We start from the raw sequence: 17,569 nt of genomic DNA on the forward strand, positions 1-17,569 counted from the left end.
CGGCAAGATTCAGGGTCGCGCCCAGTCGCGGAGAGTTTGGAAGGCGCGATCCACCGCCAGGATGTCGAAGGCGCAGTGGCCTTCGCCATCGGGCGGCTGGACGTGCACGCGCTCGCTGCGGCCGGCGGACGCGGCCAGTTCGACATAGCGCGAGGCAAAAGGCTCGGGCACGATCGGATCGTAGACGTTCGACTGGATCACCACAGGCGCATCCGGCTTGCCCTGCAGCTCGAAGTTCTGGCGCAGATAGGCGGCTGCGACCGGGTTGGCCGCGTAGCGGCGCACGCGGCTGTCAATGTCGGGCACATCGATGCGCTCTGCGTAGCGCACGTCGCGGTTGTCGAGCGGGAAACCACCGCTGCGCGGAATCAGCTCGCTTAGCACGATATAGCGCAGCAGCAGCGCGCCGGCGAGGTCCTCGCGACGGATGCCGAAGGCCTGGCCGATCTGTTCGGCCAGCTCGCGATTGCGCAGCAGCGCGCGCTCGATCAGCGCCTCATCGAGCGCCGGCGGCGCAGCCGGATCGGCCAGGCCGCCCGAGAACTCGCCGAACAGGCCGGGCAACAGCGCCTCGGCCACCACCAAAGGCGCCAGCACGCCGTCGCGCATCGTCTCTTCAGCCGGGGCGTTGACCCCGCACAGCGACAGCCCACCCGCATACGCCTCACCGTGGCGCTCAAGCGTCGCCAGCACGAGATGCCCGCCCATCGACTGGCCGATCAGCCAAGTGTGCTTCACGCCCGGCAGCTGCCGCAGGACGTGCTGTCGCAGACGCTCGTTGTCTTCCATGGCCTCGGCCACCGCCCAGCCCTGCGTGCGATAGGCGCTGCGCGCGACCGCGAAGCCCTTGGCCAGCAGCCAGCGGTCGAAGTCGTCCTGCAGCAGCGGAAAGCTGCGCGGCGTGCCGCTCGGCTCGTAGCCGTGCAGGTAGAGCACCAGCTCGCCATTCCAGTCGGCGGGCACTTCGAAGCGATAGGCCGCACCGCCCAAGGTGCCGGTCGCCTCGCCCGGAATCGACAGATTGCCGGCCGGCAAAGGCGTCGGCTCGGGGGCAGCGGCGGGGCGGCGATCGCCGCCTGCCGCGCAGGCCGCAAGGCCCAGAACCGCGAGGCCCAGCAGCAGCCGCGAAAGCCGGCGACCGGTGCCGGCAAAAAGTCGATGCTCGAAGGGCTGAGGCATGAAGGCTCCGGGCGCGGGGAAATGGTGGTGCATCGTCAGCCAACGGCGGCGCTTTCGCCAGCCCTGAACGATCAGGCGAGCGAACACCGAGGAGGACAGGACCGCCTGCGCTCGGCCTCAGCGGCCGGCCACGCCGTGGCGCCAGGCCCAGACGGCGGCCTGGGTGCGGTCAGCCAGCTGCAGCTTGCCGAGCAGATTGCCGACGTGGGTCTTGACCGTGGCTTCGCCGATCTGCAGACGCTCGGCAATCGCCGTATTCGACAGACCGTCCGCCAAGAGCAGCAGCACGTCGCGCTCGCGCGCGCTGAGCCCGGCGAGCGGCGAAGGCAGATCCGCATCGACGCGTGCACCGGGCGTCGCAGACCCTGCGCACAGCTGCGGCAGCGCCGCGGCCAGCCGGGGGTGCAGCACGCGCTCGTCGCGAGCCACGCGCCAGAGGCTGTCCAGCAGCTCATCGCCGCCGATCTCCTTCAGCTGATAGCCCAGTGCCCCGGCCTCGAAGGCGGGCGCTACGTCGTCACTTGCCAGATTCGAGGTCAGCACCAGCACCCGCGTCTGCGGGCTGGCGCTGCGGATGCCGCGCGTGGCGGCCAGCCCGCCGCCGTCCGGCATCACCCAATCCACCACCGCCACGTCCGGACGATGGCGCGCGGCCTGTTCCACTGCCGAGGCGGCGCCCGCGGCCTCGGCGCAGACCACGATGTCAGGCTGCAGCTCCAGATAGGCGCGCAGACCCTGTCGGACCACGGCGTGGTCATCCACCAGCAGAACCTTCAGCATCGCTCGCCTCTCACGCCGCGCCTCCATGGAGACGAAGGCGCGTGCCCTCGCCTGGCCGACTGTCGATCTCGAGCCGGGCGCCGATTCCGCGGGCGCGGGCCTGCATGCTGTCCAGCCCCATGCCACGCCCTTCGCCGATCACGAAGCCGCGACCGTTGTCCTCGATGCGCATGTCGAAACCTGCAGCGTCCCACGTCAACGCGATGCGGACCTCGCTGGCGGCGGCGTGGCGCCAGATGTTGGAAGCGGCCTCGTCGAACACGCGCAGGGCGGTCTCCGCGACCTCCACCGACAGCGGGCAGCGCGTCGGCAGCGCGCGCTCACAGCGCAGGCCGCTGCGCCGCGCAAAGTCGTCGATGCGCCGGGCAAGCTCCGGGACGAGGTCCATGCGTGCCGACAGCGCCGCGTCGGGCTCCGCACCAGTGCGGCGCTCGTGCAGCAGCTGGGCAAGCTCGGCCTGGATCTCGGCCACCAGGGTCTGCGCGTCGGCGAGGCAACGCGCGGCCTTCAGCGAGCCCGCACTGTCGCGGGCAGCGGCCAGCTGCAGCGCCAGCGCGAAGGCCTTCTGCTTGACCGTATCGTGCAAGTCGCGGGCGAGGCGCTGGCGCTCCTCCAGGCTGGCCAGCGAGGCTCGCGCATCGACCATGGCCTGCACATCGAGCGCCATGCGATCCAGCGCCCGCGACAGGCGCCCCAGCTCGTCGCCGCTGCGATCATCCAGCACCATCCCGAAGTCACCGCGCGCCCATGCGCCGGCGGCGTCGGCCATGCGCGAGACCCGCTGCAGGACGCGCCATCGCAGAAACGCGGCCGAGCCCAGCAGGAACACCAGCAGGTAGGCCACAGCCAGCCGCCACTCGAAGCTGAGCGTCTCCAGCGAGGCCCGCCACGGGCTGGGCACCGCGAGTTCAAGCACGAGTTCGGCCTCGCCGCCAGGCGCCGCAAAGGCCTGACGCCAGTGCCGTCGCACCCAGGACGGGCCCAGGCTGGGCGCAGCGCCTGCCTGCACTGGCGCTGCGTTCGGCAGCCGCAGCGCAGCTTCAAACGGATGCGGCGTCAGCTCAAGCAGGACGAAGGCAGCCGAGGTTCCCAGGCTCTCGCGCGGCCGCTCCAGGCGCAGCACCAGGTTCTCAAGACGCAGACGCAGACGCTCGGCGTCGAGCTCATCCGGCTGCCGCAACTCGCGCGCGAGCACTCGGGCCTCCTGCGCCAGCAGTGCATCGACGCGGCCATCGTCGAGCTGCTGCAGCATGTGCTCGAACTTCCAGCCGAACACCACGCGCTCGATCAGCAGCAGGGCCGGCAGCGACAGCAGCACATAGAACAGCGCCAGCTGCAGACGAAGTCCGTTCACGAGCACTCTCTTCCCCCGTGTGCATCAAGACGCCCCAGCGGCGCGCCGGCCGGAGGCGCGCAAGCATAGCCGCTCGCGTGTGCCGGAGCCCGTGCTCCACCTTGCGGTGGATGTGCGGCTGTCGGTGGGCTCCTACACTCGCCGCCCGATTCCTGAGCACCGCGATCCCCATGCAGCCCAAAGTTCTGCCTCGCTGTCTGCTTGTCGGCTTCACTCTGTTGAGCCTGTCCTGCCTGAGTCAGGCGAAGCCTGCTGTCGGGACGGTTTCAACCGCGGACGCGGGCGGCAGCGCGGACGCCGGCCTGCCGAGCCGCGCGGACAGCGAGACTCTGGATGGCATCGAGGTCGTCGCCCGCGGCACCGCGGCCGACGTGCCCGATACGCTGACCACGGATGTCATCGCCTGGCGCGAGGCCCCCGGTGCGCCGGTGGATGTGCAGGACCTGCTGGTGCGCATCCCCGGCGTCGGCGCCACCGGCCAGAACGGCGCCTTCGAGACCTTCTCGATCCGCGGCAGCGGCGGCAACGGCATCCTCGTGCTGCTGGGCGGCATGCCGATCACCGCGCAGCGGCGCGCCGGCGTGCCGATCTCGTTCGTCGAGCCCGCCCTGCTTGGCGCGCTCAGCGTCACCCGTGGCCCGTCGACAGTGCACTTCGGGCCGGGTGCGCTGGGCGGCGCGATTGCGATCGAGCCGCAGTGGTTCGACGGCAGCGAGCTGACCGGCGGCTACGCCACGGCCGGCAGCGAAAGCCTGCTCGTCGCCGGCCACGGCAGCGAGGCGCTGTCGATCGGTCTGGCCCGGCGTCGCGCCGGCGACAGCGAGGCGGCCGACGGCACGCCGCTCAACACCAGCTATCTGCGCGACAGCGCCAGTCTGCAGTGGCAGCGCGGCTTCGGCGATCTGCAGCTGGAGGCCCTGCTGCTGCCCTCGCGGACCACGGATATCGGCAAGTCCAACAGCCGCTTCCCACAGCGCGACTCGACCTACCCCGAGGACCGCCACACCGTCGCCAGCCTGCACCTGCGCCACGCCAACGGCTTCGACCTGCGCCTGTCGGGGCATGACCAATCCCTGCTGACCTACAACCAGCGCCCCGGTGCGGCGGACACCTGGGCCTACATCGAGAGCCGCGACTACGGTCTCACCGCACAGCACAGCTGGCAGCGCGACGCGCTGGCCTTCAACGCCGGCCTCGAATACCTCGGCCGCCGCAGCGTCAACGGCTTCGACGCGCGGCAGACGCTGGCCAACCGCACGTTCAGCCTGCGCGACGCGCGCGAGGACACCTGGTCGGCCTTCGGCATCGCCGACTGGACTGTGAGCAACGCGCTGAAGCTCGAAGCCGGCGCGCGCACCAGCCGCGTGCGCCAGGCGCAGCGCGGCGCGCGCTCGCAGGACAGCGACCGCGCCTTCAACCTCGGCGGCGTGTGGTCGCTGAGTCCACAGCAGCAGCTGAGCCTCAACCTGGCGTCGGGCTACCGCTTCGCCACGCTGGAGGAGCGCTTCTTCAGCGGCGTCACCGCCCAGGGCGAAATCGTGGGCAATCCCAGCCTGGGCTCGGAGCACTCGCTCGGCCTCGATCTTGGCTATGGCCTGCGGGTAAACGACTGGCGCCTGCAGGCGCATCTGTGGCGTACCGATGTCGACGATCTGATCCAGCTCTTCCAGGTGGCCTCGGGCGTGAACGGCTACACCAATGTCGGCGAAGCCACACTCCATGGCTTCGAGCTGAGCCTCGGCTGGCAGGCCGCCGAGACGCTGAGCCTCGAGGCCAGCACCGCGGTGGTGCGCAGCAAGAACGCGCTCAGCGGCCAGCCCCTGTACGGCGCGCCGCCGCTGACCTTCACCCTCGATGCGCGCTACGCACTCGGCCCGGGCACGCTGGGCCTCGTGTACCAGCATCGCGCGCGCATGCGCCGTCCCGGCTTCGAAGAGGTCGAACGCGCCTCCGTCGATCTCGTGGACCTCGACTACAGCCTCGCACTCGGCGAGCGCTGGCAGCTGCAGGTGTACGCCCGCAATGCGCTGGATCGCAACTACGTGGCGACGGCAGACGAGCTCTCGGCGCTGGCGCCGGAGCGCAGCCTGGGCGTCAATCTGCGCTGGTCGCTGTACTGAGCGACGACCGGGACCGACGCTCCGCCAGCCGCTTTCCAACCCGCTTGCTGCGCCCTCGACGCCCAGCGCTAAGGGCGCGGCAAGCGCGGCGAGTCGCGCGGAGCCCGCGCCCCCGGGCGGCCACGGCGGGCCCTGCGCAGGCTGCTAGGCTGCTGCGCAATCCAGTCCGCCCGCCCGCCGCCCATGCGCCCTCGCCCTTCCCTGTCATTGCGCTGCCTGCTCGCCCTCGGCTTCGGCGTCGGCGCGGCGCTGGCAAACGCGCAGAACGCCAGCACCGCGGGCACCGCCAGCGCGCCGGAGCCCACCCTGCAGCACTTGAGCCTGGTCTGGGAGTACAGCGGGGACGCCAACGGCAACGGCGCGGTAGCCATGCGCTTCCGCCCGTTGGGCAGCACGAGCTGGCGCCAAGGCCTGCCGCTGCGGCGCGTGCCGGCCGGCAGCAATGCCGGCTTCAGCTGGACGAACCGCCACGCCGGCAGCGTGTTCGGGCTGCAGCCCGGCACCGACTACGAGATCGAGCTGAGCCTGGTCGATCCTGACGGCGGCAGCGCCACCCGCGTGCTGAGCGCGCGCACCCGCAGCGCGCCGACGCCCGGCAGCGGCAGCGTGCGCACGGCCACCCCGGCAACGCTGTCGAGCGTGCTGGCGCTGGCGCAGCCCGGTGACATCGTCGAGCTGGGCGCTGGCAGCTACGCCGGCTTCAGCCTGCAGCGCGACGGTGCGGCGGGCCAGGCGCTGACCCTGCGCGGCCTGCCGGGCGCGCAGATCAACGGCGAGCTCGGTCTGTTCTCGCGCCGGCACGTGATCCTGCAGGCGCTGACGGTCAATGGGCGCATCCGCTTCAACGGCTCCGAGGACATCGCGATCGTCGACAGCACGGTCAACGCCTCGGCGACTGAATTCAACGGCGACGGCATCGTCTGCTTCACCCGCTGCGCGCGCGCCTACATCGCCGGCAACACGGTCAACGGCACCACCGTCTGGCAGGAGAGCGCCTTCGGCGTCAGCGGCAACAACCGCGGCGAAGGCATCGTGGTCAACGGCCCGGGGCATGTGATCCGCAGCAACCGCGTGCGCGGGTTCCGCGACGGGATCTCCTTCATGGAGGACAGCGCGGCGGTCGACCAGTACAGCATCGATGTGCTCGACAACCGCATCAGCGAATCGGCCGACGACGGCATCGAAGCCGACTTCTGTCTGCACAACTGCCGGCAGGTCGGCAACGTGCTGACCAACAGCTTCATCGCGTTTTCCTCGCAGCCGGCGCTGGGCGGGCCGAACTACTTCGTCCGCAATATCGCCTGGAACGTGGCCCACGTGCCCTTCAAGCTGTATCGCAGCAGCCGCGGCGACGTGCTGCTGCACAACACCGTGGTCAAGACCGGCGACGGCTTCAACGCCTCGCCCGGCGTGCCCATCGCCTATGCCTACGCGCGCAACAACCTGTTCGTGGGCGGCGAGCCGGGCAGCTGGAACGGCTACGCCAGCGGCTCGGGGCGCGTGCTCGACCTCGTCGACCTGCAGAGCGCCACCAGCAGCTTCAACTTCAATGGCTACGGCAGCACGCGCAGCGACTTCCGCGGGCGTCTCGGTGCGGTCAGCTTCGGCAGCCTCGCCGAGTTGCGCAGCCTGAGCAGCGAGACCCAGGCCCAGCGGGTCGACATGGCGGTGTTCGCGACCGCACCAGCGTTTCCGCAGAACCCGCTGACCCAGTACGCCGAGGCGGATCTGCGCCTCGCCAATGACCTGCGCGCGGTGGATGCCGGCGAGACGCTGCCCAACATCAACGACGACTACAGCGGCGGCGCGCCGGACCTGGGGGCCATCGAGCGCGCAAGTGCCAGCACCGGGCTGTTCTGCGACGGCTTCGAACCCGCCGTGTGCGGCAAACCCTGATCCTTCGCGTCGCTCGCCGAAGCGCCGCCAAAGCCCGCGGCTTGGGAGCGTCTCAGACCCGCACCGCGGGCCAGGTGTCTCGATGAAACGTGGATTGGCCGGCTCGCGTTGTGTGTAGGAGCCTGCTTGCAGGCGACCGCAGCCTCCGCTCTGTGCTGGCCCCGCGGGTCGCGAGCACGCTCGCTCCTACACACTGCCGGCCTTCGTGGGACGACGAACGGGTCGCAAGCGTTCTGCTTCTTGTGACGCAAGAAAGAGACCTGCCGCGCCCCGGGATCACGGAGTACAGTGCGCGGCACCGGGCATTCGCAGGCAACGCCTGCGCGGGGGCGCTCATGACTCTGGGGCAGGTGATCCACCTTCTACGCTGGGCCGCCGCCGTGGCGCTGCTGCTGGGCGGCGGCGTCATCGCTCTGTTCGCCGCGCTTCTCTTGAGCGACGGCATTCCGCGTACCGAAGGCTCGCCGGCGGGCACGATCATCGCGGCGATTCTGATGTCCGCCCTTCTGGCCGCGCCGATCCTGCTCATTGCCGGCGCTGCGATGGCGTTTCGACTCTCGCGGCTGCCCTGGCCGCGTCCACAGGCGCGAGCGGTTGCGCTGACCGTAGCGGCCGCACCGCGCGGCGAATTCTGGCTCCAGCACCCCGATGGCGCCCAGCTCGGCGCGCTGTTCAACGCCGGCCGCGCGGTGCTGCTCTGGGATCCGGGCAGCGGTCACGCGGCCGCATGCAGCCAGGGCCCGCGTGCCGCCGAGGGAGCGCTGATGCATCCCTTCGTCGATGCGCAGCACCGGCTGCTGCAGCTGCCCTACAGCCTGACCCTGCCGGAGCTGCTGGCACAGCGCGAGCAAGCGCAGTTCGAACGCACGGGGCAGCGCTCGGACGCGCTCGACTGGATTCCCTTGGACGGCGCCCTGGAGCGCCGCGAGGACGCCTGGGAACTCGTCGCCAGCGCGCTGCCCCGGGCTTCCGCCTGAGCCTGCGGCAGGCCTCAAGCTGCAGCCGGGGGCAGCGCGCGCTTCAAGCGCCAGTCGAGCAGCAGAAAGCCGAAGGGCAGCACCGAGCACAGCAGCGACAGCAGCCACAGCCACAGCGACCAGCGCTGCAGATGGCTGACCACCAGCGAGAACGCCACATAGGCCATCCACAGCAGGCCATGCGCCATGCCGACGGGCCAGACGAAGTCCACGCCGAACTGGTAGCGCGCCGGCATGGCGATGAACAGCAGGGTGATCAGGGACAGCCCTTCGACCAGGCTCAGCAGACGGAAACTCTTCAGCACGGCAACTCCGGAATCAGATCGGCAGACGCGGGCCGCGCAGGCTAAACGCTGCCGGCGCGCCTGCGCAGCGACGGCGTTCGCAGAGGCTGAAGTCGGCGGCCGCGGCTCGTCCTGCCGAGCGGATCAGTCTTCGTCGGGCCACTGCCGGAACACGACGCAGACGGTGGTCTTGTCCAGCATCGCGAACTCCAGCGCGCCCCAGGGCCGCAGCTGCACCTGCGGCAGGTTCGGATGCAGACGCTCCGGCGCGCGCGCGGACAGCTCGGCGTGCACGGCGTGGATGTCATCGGTCTCGATCGCCAGTTCGGGCCGATCCAGCGCCGCGAGCTCTGGGCTCTGCATCAGATAGGCCTTGGCGCCGTCGCGCTCGACCACGGCCAGGGTGTCGTCACTCCAGGCCAGCTCGAAGCCCAGCACATCGACAAAGAACTCCAGCCCCTCGTCGAGACGGCTGTAGAAGATTTTGGGGATCAGATTCTTGAACACGGACCCGCCTCGCTCCGCCGCTGCGCGATGGCGGACAGGATACGGCGCCACGCCGTCAAGGCGACGGCGCAGCGCAGAAGAACTGGCTGCCCATGGCCTCGTAGTCGGCAAGTGTCTCCATTCCCAGCGCAGCCCTGCGGGCTTCGAGTGTCTCCGGCTCGACGCTGGGGAAGGCGCGCCAGCGCCCGCCTTCGCAGCCGCCCTGCGTGCCGTACACCTGCAGCCGGCCCTCCGCCCGTTCGAGGCGATCGACCAGGTAACCGACATGGCTCGGCAAGGCCTCGCCCTCGGCGACGCGCGCCTCGATCTGCGCCAGGGCGAAGCGCTGGAATTCGCGATCGGTGTCGGCATGCTGGGCGACCATCCAGGCCGCTCCCGCCGCCTCCGCGCCCACTTCCGACCTGCGCGGCCAGCCGTGCTTCGCGACCAGCGCCTTCAGTTCAGTCACCATCGCTTCGAGCTTCTCGACCCTCGGCCCCTCCTCGCGATTCATCTCGGACTGATCGCGCGCGCCCAGCTCCAGCAGCTGACGTCGCAGCTCAGCATCGGCCTGCGCAGCGCTGGCACACAGCGCCAGCAGCAGGCCCGCCAGAACGACTTTCAGTTGCGGATACCTCATTTCTGCCCTCGGCCTCCCGCCTCTGAACCGCTCATTTGCGTGCGGACCCGTCGCCACTGTCCTGCACCGGCACACCCGCCGAACCCGCGAGGATGCCGCCGTCGATCGAGAACTCGGCGCCGGTGATGTAGCCCGAGGCGTCGGATGCGAGCAGCACGGCGACCGCGGCGACCTCTTCCGGCGTACCGAAGCGGCGCAGGGGCGTGTCCTGCACGAACATCGCCATGTTGGCCTCGCGCTCCGGGCCCTGGCCCAGCATCGGCTCCCACATCGGGGTGAGGATGGCCGCGGGGTGCAGCGAGTTGCAGCGGATCTTGAGCCCCTGCTGGGCGCAGTACAGCGCCACGCTCTTGCTGTGGTTGCGCACCGCCGCCTTGCTCGACGCATAGGCGGCGGCCGCAGGAATGCCTACCAGGCCCGAGCGCGAGGAGAGATTGATGATCGAGCCCTGCCCGCTGGCGCGCATGGCGCGGATCGCGTGCTTGCAGCCGAGGAACACGCCGTCGAGGTTGGTGGCGTGGACATGGCGCCAATCGGCCAGGGTGGCGTGTTCTGGATCATGGGCGACCACGCCGGTTTCGAAGCCGGTGATGCCCGCGTTGTTGACCAGCACATCGAGTCGGTCGCGGCTGCGCAGCACCTCGGCCAGAACGTGCTGCCACTGAAGCTCATCGCGAACATCGAGCGGCAGGAAGCAGGCGCGGTCGGACAGCGAGCGCGCCACGCTTTCGCCCGCCTGCGCGTCGATATCGGTGACGACCACGAACGCGCCTTCGGCGACGAAGGCGCGCGCGATGGCCTCACCGATCCCGCGACCCGCGCCGGTGACCAGGGCGACTTTGTGCTGAAGCTGCATGTTTTCCTCCGGCATCTCAGAACGCTCGCCTGCGAACTCGCCGGCGGCTGCATGCGGCTCAGGGCCGGTTGTCGCGCTCCAGCCTCAGCTCGCCTTTGCCGCAGGCGCCGACCGGGCGCCAACCGCGCGCTTCGTAGAAGACGCGTGCGCGCGAATCGGCATCGGTCGTCAACCACAGCCGATCGCAGGGCAGCGTGGCGTACCACTCAAGCATGGCTGCGTGCAGTCGCGAGCCTACGCCCTGCCCTTCGGCCTCGGGCCGCACGAACAGGGCCCAGACGTTACCGGTGACCAGACCGATCGCAAAGCCGAGCAGCCGGCCCTGATGCTCGATCACCCAGCCCTGGCCCGTCTCCGTGATTGAGCGCAGCAGCTCCTCGTCAGAGATGCGACCGGGCGTCAGCGTGTTCTCGCGGACGGCGTAGCGGATCTCCCACAGCTGTTCGAGGTCGTGCGCGTGGGCGAGGCGGAGGTGCAGGGGTGTCCTTGGCATGATCGGGCCTACGATGGGCGACGCCTCAGCGCCGCATGAACCGCATGGTCCAGTTGGTCTCCCAGCTCAGCCCGCCGTCCGCCGAGAAGGCCTGCTCCCAGTGCGGGTGCCCCCCTGCGTTCACCCGCCAGCGGAAGCGCACGCGAATCGGCCGGTCGCCCAGCACATCATCGGCATAGAACTCGCCCACACCGTCGCGAAAGCCCCCGATCACAGGCACATCCAAGCGATGCGGGGCGCGCCCATCGAGCCACCAGATGGCCCACTGCCGCGTCTGCGGATCGAAGGAGCGGAAGGCCGCGGCGCGAACCTCGCCCTCGGGAAAGCCCAGCAGGTTGTCCTCGACATTGCCCAAGCCGCCGAGGATGGCGCGGGTGCTGGCGGTGCCCTCGAACTCGGTCCAGTCGGTGCAGCCGCACAGCCGCTCGTTCAAGCGCCGGTGCGCCACCGTCCAATCGCCGAGGATGAAGTCGAAATCACGGGCGTCGCCGGCGCTGGGAAGATCGGCCATGAAGCTCTCCTGTGGGGTGGCAGCGATGCGTCACGCGGTGAACGAAGCCTACTGCACCGAGGCGGAGGAGGCGGAAGCGGGTGGCCGGGGACTCAGCACGCCCTCGCGCAGCTCAAGCACGGCGATACCCTCGCACTGGCAGCCCTCTGGCCCATAGTCCGAGGGCTCTCCGTCGCACTCGCAGATCTGGCCGGACAGCCACAGCTCCGGCTGTCCATTGCCGTCGACATCACTGACAGCCGACAGCACGCCGGATTCGTACATGAACGCGTGCGGCGAGAGATCGAGCTCGCGCACTCTGTCCTGCTCCAGCACCAGGGTCAGTGGGTACTCGAGGTAGGCGTGGAAGCGCGGATCGTCCTGAGCCAGCCTTGGCGGAAAGCAGGTATGGGTGAGGATGCGCGCAGCCTCCGCAGCCGCGCCGCGGTAGAGCTTGACGGCCCCGGCCGGGCAATGACGGGCCCGCACGAGTGACTCCACCTGGGCCAGAACCTCGGGCGCGAGCTGTTCGCTGAGTTCCGCAAGCGAGCCCGCGTCGATGACCGCGTAGCGCACGTCAGGCTCAGGCAGCTGGGTCGCGCGGTCGCTTGCCTGCAGCCCGGGCGATAGCAGCGTCATTGCAAGCCAGACCAGGGGCGACAAAGGAGAGAAGCGCACTTTCTTGCATGCCCCGATGAGCCGATGTCCAGCGCGCCGGCGATGCGCGAGCTTAGCCGATAGCCAAGCCCACAGACTCGGTGGCGCCGGGGTTGACCTGCCAAGCCGGGCCCCGATGCAGGCAACACCCACGCCTAGCGCCGCAGCCGCGCGAGGCCCAGCGTCAGCCAGGCGAGGATCAAGGTGCTGCCGCCGATGGGTGCCAGTCGCGTGGGCCAGCCGAACAGCGCTGCGCCGATCAGGCTGCCGCAGAACAGCAGCATGCCCGCGGCGAGTGCGCTGAGCGCCGCCTGCTCAAGGCGACGCTCAGCGCGGGGGCCCAGCACCAGCAGGGCCAGCCCGTGCAGGAACAGATACAGCGCGGCGGTCTGCAGCCAGCTCTGGGCTTGGCCGCTGGCGGCGTGACTGGCGTAGGCGCCCAGGCCGACGGCGGCTGCGCAGGCGACACCGCCGAGGGCGCCCAGCAGGGGGTTCAGGAGTCCTGCGGGCGCCCTCTCCATCTCAGCCCTTCGGCTTCAGATAGGCGTCCATGCCGCGACGCAGGTTGTCCGCCTTGAAGCTTGGGATCTTGAACAACCAGCCTTCGGTGGCGCGCTGCAATCTGGCGACTTCGTCCTGCACGGCTTTCAGGCGCTCGGCGCGATCCGCCTCGGGGTCACTGACGGCCTTCGGTGGTTCAGGCAGTTCGGCGGCGCTGGCGGTCGCAGCGGCTTCGGCAGGGGCGCTGTCGCCCTCGCCCTCGGCCTTGGCATCGGCGACCTTCGCGGCGTCGGCTGTCGCGGCCTCCTGCGCGGCCTTGAGCGCCTGCTCATGCGCCATCGCCTCGCGCGCCTGCTCGCCCTGGATGCGCTCCGCGGCGGCCTGCTCATCCAGGCTGACCTCGAAGCTCGCCCAGGTCTCGGCGCCCTGCGTGTGGGCCTTGACCGCAACCAGCACGCCCTCGCGGGTGCGGAAGCTGGCCGTGGTCGTCTGGGCGTCCTCCGCCGGCGCGTAGCCCTCGGCACGACGCACGTCATCAATGCTCAGGCCCGCAAGGAAACCGGCCGTGGCATCGCTGACGAAGGCACTGGCGGGCTCGCGGCCGTCGGGCAGGTTGGCCACGCGGAAGTCGCCTTCGCCGCCGCTGTTGGCTTCGATCCGCACGGGGCCGCCTTCCGGTGGCTGCACCTCGACGCCCGTGATGCGATTGGCGGCGATGTCCATCAGGTCGCGCTGCAGCCAGTCGCTGGCGGTCTTTTCGGCCGCAAGGTTGCGGTCGACCAGCCAGCTCTGCGCCTCGCCCTGCAGGCGCACGAAGGTGCCGGCACCGCGGCTGTTGTTCTGACCCAGGATCACCGCCAACTCCTGAGAGCCGGCGCCGGCGATGCGCAGCAGCACATTGCTGGCGCCTTCGGCGTCGACGTCCTGCACGCCGAGCACGGGATACGAGGCCTCGACAGCGGTCTTGGCCTCCATGCGCTGGGCCTGGGCAAGGTTCAGCAGCAGCTCGCGCAGCTTGCCCACATCGGCGGCATAGCCCTGTTTCTCTTCCACGCCCCAGCCGGCGTCACCGCGCTTCAGGGTGATGGTCTCGCCTCCCGCCGCCTGCACGACCACCTGGTTGACCTCGTTCAAGCCGGCCTCCAGGCCCGGTGCCAGCGGCCCGGCCACCGGCGCTTCCTCGGCCGGTTTGCGCGACTCCGAGAGATAGACGGCGATGCCCATCAGAACCACGGCGACCACGCCCAGACCGAGTATCTGCTTCTGCTTCATACCTTGCCCTCCTGACGGCGGCGACGCGCGCGGCTGAACGCGAAGGCCACCGCCACCACGGTCAGCAGCAGGGGCACGCCGGCGATGTTGATGACCTTGAGCTGGGTGCCGAGACGCGAGATGTCCTGGTCGAGGTCGCGTCGCACCTGGCGCAGCTCCTTGCGGATGCGCAGCTTCTCGTCCTGGAAGCGCTTGATCGCCGCCTGCTGCTCAACAGACAGCAGCTGGCCGCCATCATTGGCGCTGCGCTGCGACTGCAGCTCGGTGAGCTGGCGCTCGGTCTCGGTCAGCTGCGTCTGCAGCTCCTGCTCCTTGGCGCGGAAGCGGTCGTCGGCCTGACGCTTCAGGGCTTCGACGCGGGTGAACGGACGCGCCGAGGTGCTGCGCGCGCGCACGCCGATCAGATCGCTGCTGCCGACCAGGTTGTCGACCGCATTGATCACGAGGTCGCCGTTCTTAGCGAAGGCGTTCATCACCCGCTCGCCGAAGAACTGCTGCGTCTGCACCCAGAGGCGATCGGTCAAGAGGTCGGTGTCGGCGAACAGCAGGATGCTGGCCTGCTCGATCTCGGCGCGATGGCCTTCGCCGCTGCGCTCGGGAAACGCGGTCTTGAGCGGCCCGGTGAGTCGACCGGCGATCACGAAGGCCTCGGTCGCGTTGGGCGTGAAGCCGTTGAACAGCTCACGCGGCTCAGGCAGGAAGCGCACCCGCTCGACGCCTGTGGTCGAGGACGACAGCGAGCTCTGGATCAAAGGCTCCAGCTTCAGCGTGCTGTCGTCGCGCAGCACGAAGTGGCCGGCGGTGGACAGGTTCACCGCGTCGAGCTGGGCGGTGACGATGTCCTGCTGGTTCATCTGCTCGCGGCCCACGCCCAGCACAGCCAGATGGCGCTGCGGCGGCTGGTCGGGGCGGGTCTGCAGCTCCAGCGCGGTCTCGGCGTCGAGCACGACCTTCTGCGGGTCGTAGCTGATGCCCCAGGCCTGGAACAGCTTGGGCAGGTCGGAGGCCTTCTCCGCCATCATGTTGGACATCGGGTCGGCCGCCTCACCGGAGACTTCCGCCTCGGCATGCGGATCGACGAAGGCCAGCAGGCGGCCGCCGCGCAGCACGAACTGGTCGATGGCGTAGAGCGTGTCGTCGGACAGGTTCTTCGGGTGCACCAGCAGCAGCAGCTCGATGTCCTCGGGGATGCTCGCGACCGTGGACTCGAGCGTGCGCAGCTCGAACAGCTCGCCCAGCTCGTCGTTGATCACCCAGCCCGGCGTCATGCCGCCGCGCGCGGGGTCGAAGCCGCCGCCTAGGTTCAGGCCGCTCAGCACGCCGACCTTGGGCTTGGCCGGGCCGGACAGGCCGCTGATCAGCTTGGCGACGTCGTACTCGAGGAAGGTTTCCTTGTCGGGCTGGAAGAACGGAATCGCCATCTGGCCGTCCAGGGCATTGCTGCCGACGAGGCCGAAGAACAGCGTCTCGGCGCCGCCGCCCAGCGGCACGGCCTGCAGGCCGGCGGCGGTGGCGCGGTCCTCGTCCTCGCTGAAGGGCTGCGGGTCGATCACTTCCAGGCGCAGCTTGCCCGGTGCGACGGCGACCATTTCCTCCAGCAACTCGCGCACGCGCTCGGCATAGGTGCGCAGGGCCGGATAGTTCGCTGCCGCGCGATCGGAGAAGTAGAACTGCAGGTTCACCGGCTCCTCGATCTTGCCGATCAGGGCGCGGGTGCCGTCCGACAGGGTGTAGAGGCGATCCTGGGTGAGATCCACACGGGCGCCGCGGAACAGCACGCCGGTGAGCATCACAAGAGCGATGAAGAGCACGGCCAGCACCACGAGCGTGGAGCCGGTCAGTGCGCGTCGATTGAGCACAGACATGGGGTGGACTCCTTGGTGGGTTCAGTCGGCTTTCTTGAGGTCGATGACCACGGCGCTGGCCAGCAGCCAGAACACGATCGTCAACACGAAGAACAGCAGGTCGCGCAGGTCGATGACGCCGCGCGAGATCGCGTTGAAGTGGGTCAGGAAGCTCAGGCCGGCGACCGCATCCACCAGCACCGCCGGCAGCAGGGCGCGGAAGAAGTCGAGCACCAGCGGAAAGCCCGCGAGCAGCAGCAGGAAGCAGACCACCACGGTGAGGATGAAGGCGATCACCTGGTTGCGCGTGGCCGCCGACAGGCAGGCGCCGATGGCGAGAAAGCCGCCGGCCATGAGCAGGCTGCCGACGTAGCTGGCAAAGATCACGCCATTGTCGGGGTCACCGAGATAGTTCACGGTGATCCACATCGGGAAGGTCAGGAACAGCGCGATGCCGACGAAGGCCCAGGCCGCGAGGAACTTGCCCAGCACCGCCTGCCACATGGTCACCGGCAGGGTCAGCAGCAGCTCGATGCTGCCGCTCTTGCGCTCCTCGCTCCACAGCCGCATCGACACGGCCGGCACCAGGAACAGATACAGCCAGGGATGGAAGCTGAAGAACGGCTGCAGGTCCGCCTGGCCGCGCTCGTAGAGGCCGCCCAGGTAGAACGTGAGCGCCCCGGCCAGCGCCAGGAAGATAACGATGAAGACGTAGGCCACTGGCGTGGCGAAATAGCCCGCCAGCTCGCGGCGGGCGATGGCGAAGGTCGGATTGCTCATGTGCGGGCCTCCGGCGTCGGCGAGGACTGCGTGGTGATCTGGCGGAAGACTTCATCGAGGCGACCGCGCTCCAGGGCCATCTCGCTGACGCTGACGTTCTGCGCGCGCAGGAAGTCGTTGATGCGATCGAGGATGCGCTCGCCGCGGCGCGGGAAGGCGGTGATGCGGCCATCCTGCGGATCGATCTCGACTGCGGCCACGCCCTCGATGCGGGCCAGGCCATCCTTCAGCGCCACCGGGTTAGCTGCGGTGAGCGACACCGCCTGGTGGTAGCGCGAGCGGGCTTCAAGCTCGTCGGGGGTCGCGTCGGCGAGCACGCGGCCGCGGGCGATCACGATGGCGCGCGAGCAGACCGCGTGCACCTCTTCGAGGATATGGGTCGAGATGATGATGGTGCGGTCGCGCGCCATCGACTGGATCAGGCTGCGCACCTCGTGCTTCTGGTTCGGATCGAGGCCGTCGGTGGGCTCGTCGAGGATCAGCGCCTTGGGGTCATGCAGGATGGCCTGGGCCAGGCCGACGCGGCGCTTGAAGCCCTTGGAGAGCGTGTCGATCGGCTGGTTGAGCACTTTGCCCAGCTGCAGCCGCCCGACCACTTCATCAATGCGCCGACGGGTGTCGGCGGCCGACATACCGCGCACCTCGGCGACGAACTTCAGAAAGCCCAGCGGGCTCATCTCGCCGTAGCTCGGCGCGCCCTCGGGCAGATAGCCCAGGGCGCGCTTAGCTGCGACCGCATCGTCGGCCACATCGTGGCCACACACCGTAGCGCTGCCGGCTGTCGGGGCCAGGAAGCCCGCGATCATCTTCATCGTGGTCGACTTGCCGGCACCGTTGGGGCCGAGAAAGCCGAGCACCTGACCGGGCTCGACGCGGAAACTCACGCCGTCGACCGCGGTGAAGTCGCCGTAGCGCTTGCACAACTCTCGCGTTTCGATCATTGGATGTCGTCCTGATTCG

Annotated in this window: 18 protein-coding genes; 3 read left to right on the forward strand and 15 right to left on the reverse strand. The window is 69.5% G+C overall.

From position 1 onward, the window contains the following. Positions 1-9: 9 nt before the first annotated feature. From H4O13_07760 to H4O13_07770, 3 genes are all read right to left on the reverse strand, one after another. On the reverse strand, positions 10-1,179 hold the full coding sequence (locus H4O13_07760; protein MBE5315282.1) for a hypothetical protein: 1,170 nt from the start codon (positions 1,177-1,179) through the stop codon (positions 10-12). Between the two features lie 117 nt (positions 1,180-1,296). Next, on the reverse strand, positions 1,297-1,959 hold the full coding sequence (locus tag H4O13_07765) for a response regulator transcription factor (GenBank protein ID MBE5315283.1): 663 nt from the start codon (positions 1,957-1,959) through the stop codon (positions 1,297-1,299). 10 nt (positions 1,960-1,969) lie between these two features. Further along, the gene (locus H4O13_07770; GenBank protein MBE5315284.1) at positions 1,970-3,313 is read right to left on the reverse strand and encodes a HAMP domain-containing protein; all 1,344 of its coding nucleotides are present in this window, start codon (positions 3,311-3,313) and stop codon (positions 1,970-1,972) included. 170 nt (positions 3,314-3,483) lie between these two features. Here H4O13_07770 and H4O13_07775 point away from each other — a divergent pair, with 170 nt between their 5' ends. From H4O13_07775 to H4O13_07785, 3 genes are all read left to right on the forward strand, one after another. Further along, positions 3,484-5,433, forward strand: a complete 1,950-nt coding sequence (locus H4O13_07775) for a TonB-dependent receptor (GenBank protein ID MBE5315285.1) — start codon at positions 3,484-3,486, stop codon at positions 5,431-5,433. A gap of 183 nt (positions 5,434-5,616) precedes the next feature. Continuing rightward, entirely contained in the window at positions 5,617-7,329 is a 1,713-nt protein-coding gene (locus H4O13_07780; GenBank protein MBE5315286.1) for a right-handed parallel beta-helix repeat-containing protein, read from the forward strand. 335 nt (positions 7,330-7,664) lie between these two features. After that, a complete protein-coding gene (locus H4O13_07785) occupies positions 7,665-8,306 on the forward strand; it encodes a hypothetical protein (GenBank protein MBE5315287.1) in 642 nt (213 codons plus the stop codon). Positions 8,307-8,320: 14 nt separating this feature from the next. Here H4O13_07785 and H4O13_07790 read toward each other — a convergent pair whose 3' ends face one another. The 12 genes from H4O13_07790 to H4O13_07845 form a co-directional block, all read right to left on the reverse strand. Next, on the reverse strand, positions 8,321-8,608 hold the full coding sequence (locus H4O13_07790; protein ID MBE5315288.1) for a DUF3817 domain-containing protein: 288 nt from the start codon (positions 8,606-8,608) through the stop codon (positions 8,321-8,323). A 126-nt stretch (positions 8,609-8,734) separates the two neighbouring features. Further along, positions 8,735-9,097 carry a hypothetical protein gene (locus H4O13_07795; protein ID MBE5315289.1) on the reverse strand — a complete coding sequence of 121 codons (363 nt, stop codon included), beginning with the start codon at positions 9,095-9,097 and terminating at the stop codon, positions 8,735-8,737. A gap of 55 nt (positions 9,098-9,152) precedes the next feature. Beyond that, positions 9,153-9,716, reverse strand: a complete 564-nt coding sequence (locus H4O13_07800) for a hypothetical protein (GenBank protein MBE5315290.1) — start codon at positions 9,714-9,716, stop codon at positions 9,153-9,155. A 31-nt stretch (positions 9,717-9,747) separates the two neighbouring features. Continuing rightward, positions 9,748-10,587, reverse strand: a complete 840-nt coding sequence (locus H4O13_07805; protein MBE5315291.1) for a glucose 1-dehydrogenase — start codon at positions 10,585-10,587, stop codon at positions 9,748-9,750. A 43-nt stretch (positions 10,588-10,630) separates the two neighbouring features. Next, positions 10,631-11,065 (reverse strand): GNAT family N-acetyltransferase, encoded by a 435-nt coding sequence (locus H4O13_07810; protein MBE5315292.1) that lies wholly within the window; start codon positions 11,063-11,065, stop codon positions 10,631-10,633. Between the two features lie 25 nt (positions 11,066-11,090). Next, positions 11,091-11,576: a DUF1579 domain-containing protein gene (locus H4O13_07815; GenBank protein MBE5315293.1), complete on the reverse strand. Its 486-nt coding sequence runs from the start codon at positions 11,574-11,576 to the stop codon at positions 11,091-11,093. Positions 11,577-11,624: 48 nt separating this feature from the next. After that, positions 11,625-12,194 carry a hypothetical protein gene (locus H4O13_07820; protein MBE5315294.1) on the reverse strand — a complete coding sequence of 190 codons (570 nt, stop codon included), beginning with the start codon at positions 12,192-12,194 and terminating at the stop codon, positions 11,625-11,627. A 173-nt stretch (positions 12,195-12,367) separates the two neighbouring features. Further along, positions 12,368-12,733 carry a DUF423 domain-containing protein gene (locus tag H4O13_07825; GenBank protein ID MBE5315295.1) on the reverse strand — a complete coding sequence of 122 codons (366 nt, stop codon included), beginning with the start codon at positions 12,731-12,733 and terminating at the stop codon, positions 12,368-12,370. A 1-nt stretch (position 12,734) separates the two neighbouring features. Beyond that, a complete protein-coding gene (locus H4O13_07830) occupies positions 12,735-13,985 on the reverse strand; it encodes a DUF4340 domain-containing protein (protein ID MBE5315296.1) in 1,251 nt (416 codons plus the stop codon). Next, a complete protein-coding gene (locus tag H4O13_07835) occupies positions 13,982-15,850 on the reverse strand; it encodes a Gldg family protein (protein MBE5315297.1) in 1,869 nt (622 codons plus the stop codon). The genes H4O13_07830 and H4O13_07835 overlap by 4 nt, the downstream gene beginning before the upstream one ends. Positions 15,851-15,871: 21 nt before the next feature. Beyond that, a complete protein-coding gene (locus H4O13_07840) occupies positions 15,872-16,609 on the reverse strand; it encodes an ABC transporter permease subunit (protein MBE5315298.1) in 738 nt (245 codons plus the stop codon). Continuing rightward, a complete protein-coding gene (locus H4O13_07845) occupies positions 16,606-17,550 on the reverse strand; it encodes an ABC transporter ATP-binding protein (GenBank protein MBE5315299.1) in 945 nt (314 codons plus the stop codon). Before H4O13_07845 ends, H4O13_07840 begins: the two co-directional genes overlap by 4 nt. Positions 17,551-17,569: the final 19 nt, after the last annotated feature.

This window comes from Lysobacterales bacterium, from assembly GCA_014946745.1.
In the GTDB taxonomy this organism is placed as follows: domain Bacteria; phylum Pseudomonadota; class Gammaproteobacteria; order Xanthomonadales; family Xanthomonadaceae; genus Aquimonas.

Coding starts and splice junctions, on each gene's coding strand:
- H4O13_07760 (MBE5315282.1), bottom strand. CDS start 1,179: ATGCCTCAGCCCTTCGAGCATCGACTTTTTGCCGGCACCGGTCGCCGG.
- H4O13_07765 (MBE5315283.1), bottom strand. CDS start 1,959: ATGCTGAAGGTTCTGCTGGTGGATGACCACGCCGTGGTCCGACAGGGT.
- H4O13_07775 (MBE5315285.1), top strand. CDS start 3,484: ATGCAGCCCAAAGTTCTGCCTCGCTGTCTGCTTGTCGGCTTCACTCTG.
- H4O13_07780 (MBE5315286.1), top strand. CDS start 5,617: ATGCGCCCTCGCCCTTCCCTGTCATTGCGCTGCCTGCTCGCCCTCGGC.
- H4O13_07785 (MBE5315287.1), top strand. CDS start 7,665: ATGACTCTGGGGCAGGTGATCCACCTTCTACGCTGGGCCGCCGCCGTG.
- H4O13_07800 (MBE5315290.1), bottom strand. CDS start 9,716: ATGAGGTATCCGCAACTGAAAGTCGTTCTGGCGGGCCTGCTGCTGGCG.
- H4O13_07805 (MBE5315291.1), bottom strand. CDS start 10,587: ATGCCGGAGGAAAACATGCAGCTTCAGCACAAAGTCGCCCTGGTCACC.
- H4O13_07810 (MBE5315292.1), bottom strand. CDS start 11,065: ATGCCAAGGACACCCCTGCACCTCCGCCTCGCCCACGCGCACGACCTC.
- H4O13_07815 (MBE5315293.1), bottom strand. CDS start 11,576: ATGGCCGATCTTCCCAGCGCCGGCGACGCCCGTGATTTCGACTTCATC.
- H4O13_07820 (MBE5315294.1), bottom strand. CDS start 12,194: ATGACGCTGCTATCGCCCGGGCTGCAGGCAAGCGACCGCGCGACCCAG.
- H4O13_07825 (MBE5315295.1), bottom strand. CDS start 12,733: ATGGAGAGGGCGCCCGCAGGACTCCTGAACCCCCTGCTGGGCGCCCTC.
- H4O13_07830 (MBE5315296.1), bottom strand. CDS start 13,985: ATGAAGCAGAAGCAGATACTCGGTCTGGGCGTGGTCGCCGTGGTTCTG.
- H4O13_07835 (MBE5315297.1), bottom strand. CDS start 15,850: ATGTCTGTGCTCAATCGACGCGCACTGACCGGCTCCACGCTCGTGGTG.
- H4O13_07840 (MBE5315298.1), bottom strand. CDS start 16,609: ATGAGCAATCCGACCTTCGCCATCGCCCGCCGCGAGCTGGCGGGCTAT.
- H4O13_07845 (MBE5315299.1), bottom strand. CDS start 17,550: ATGATCGAAACGCGAGAGTTGTGCAAGCGCTACGGCGACTTCACCGCG.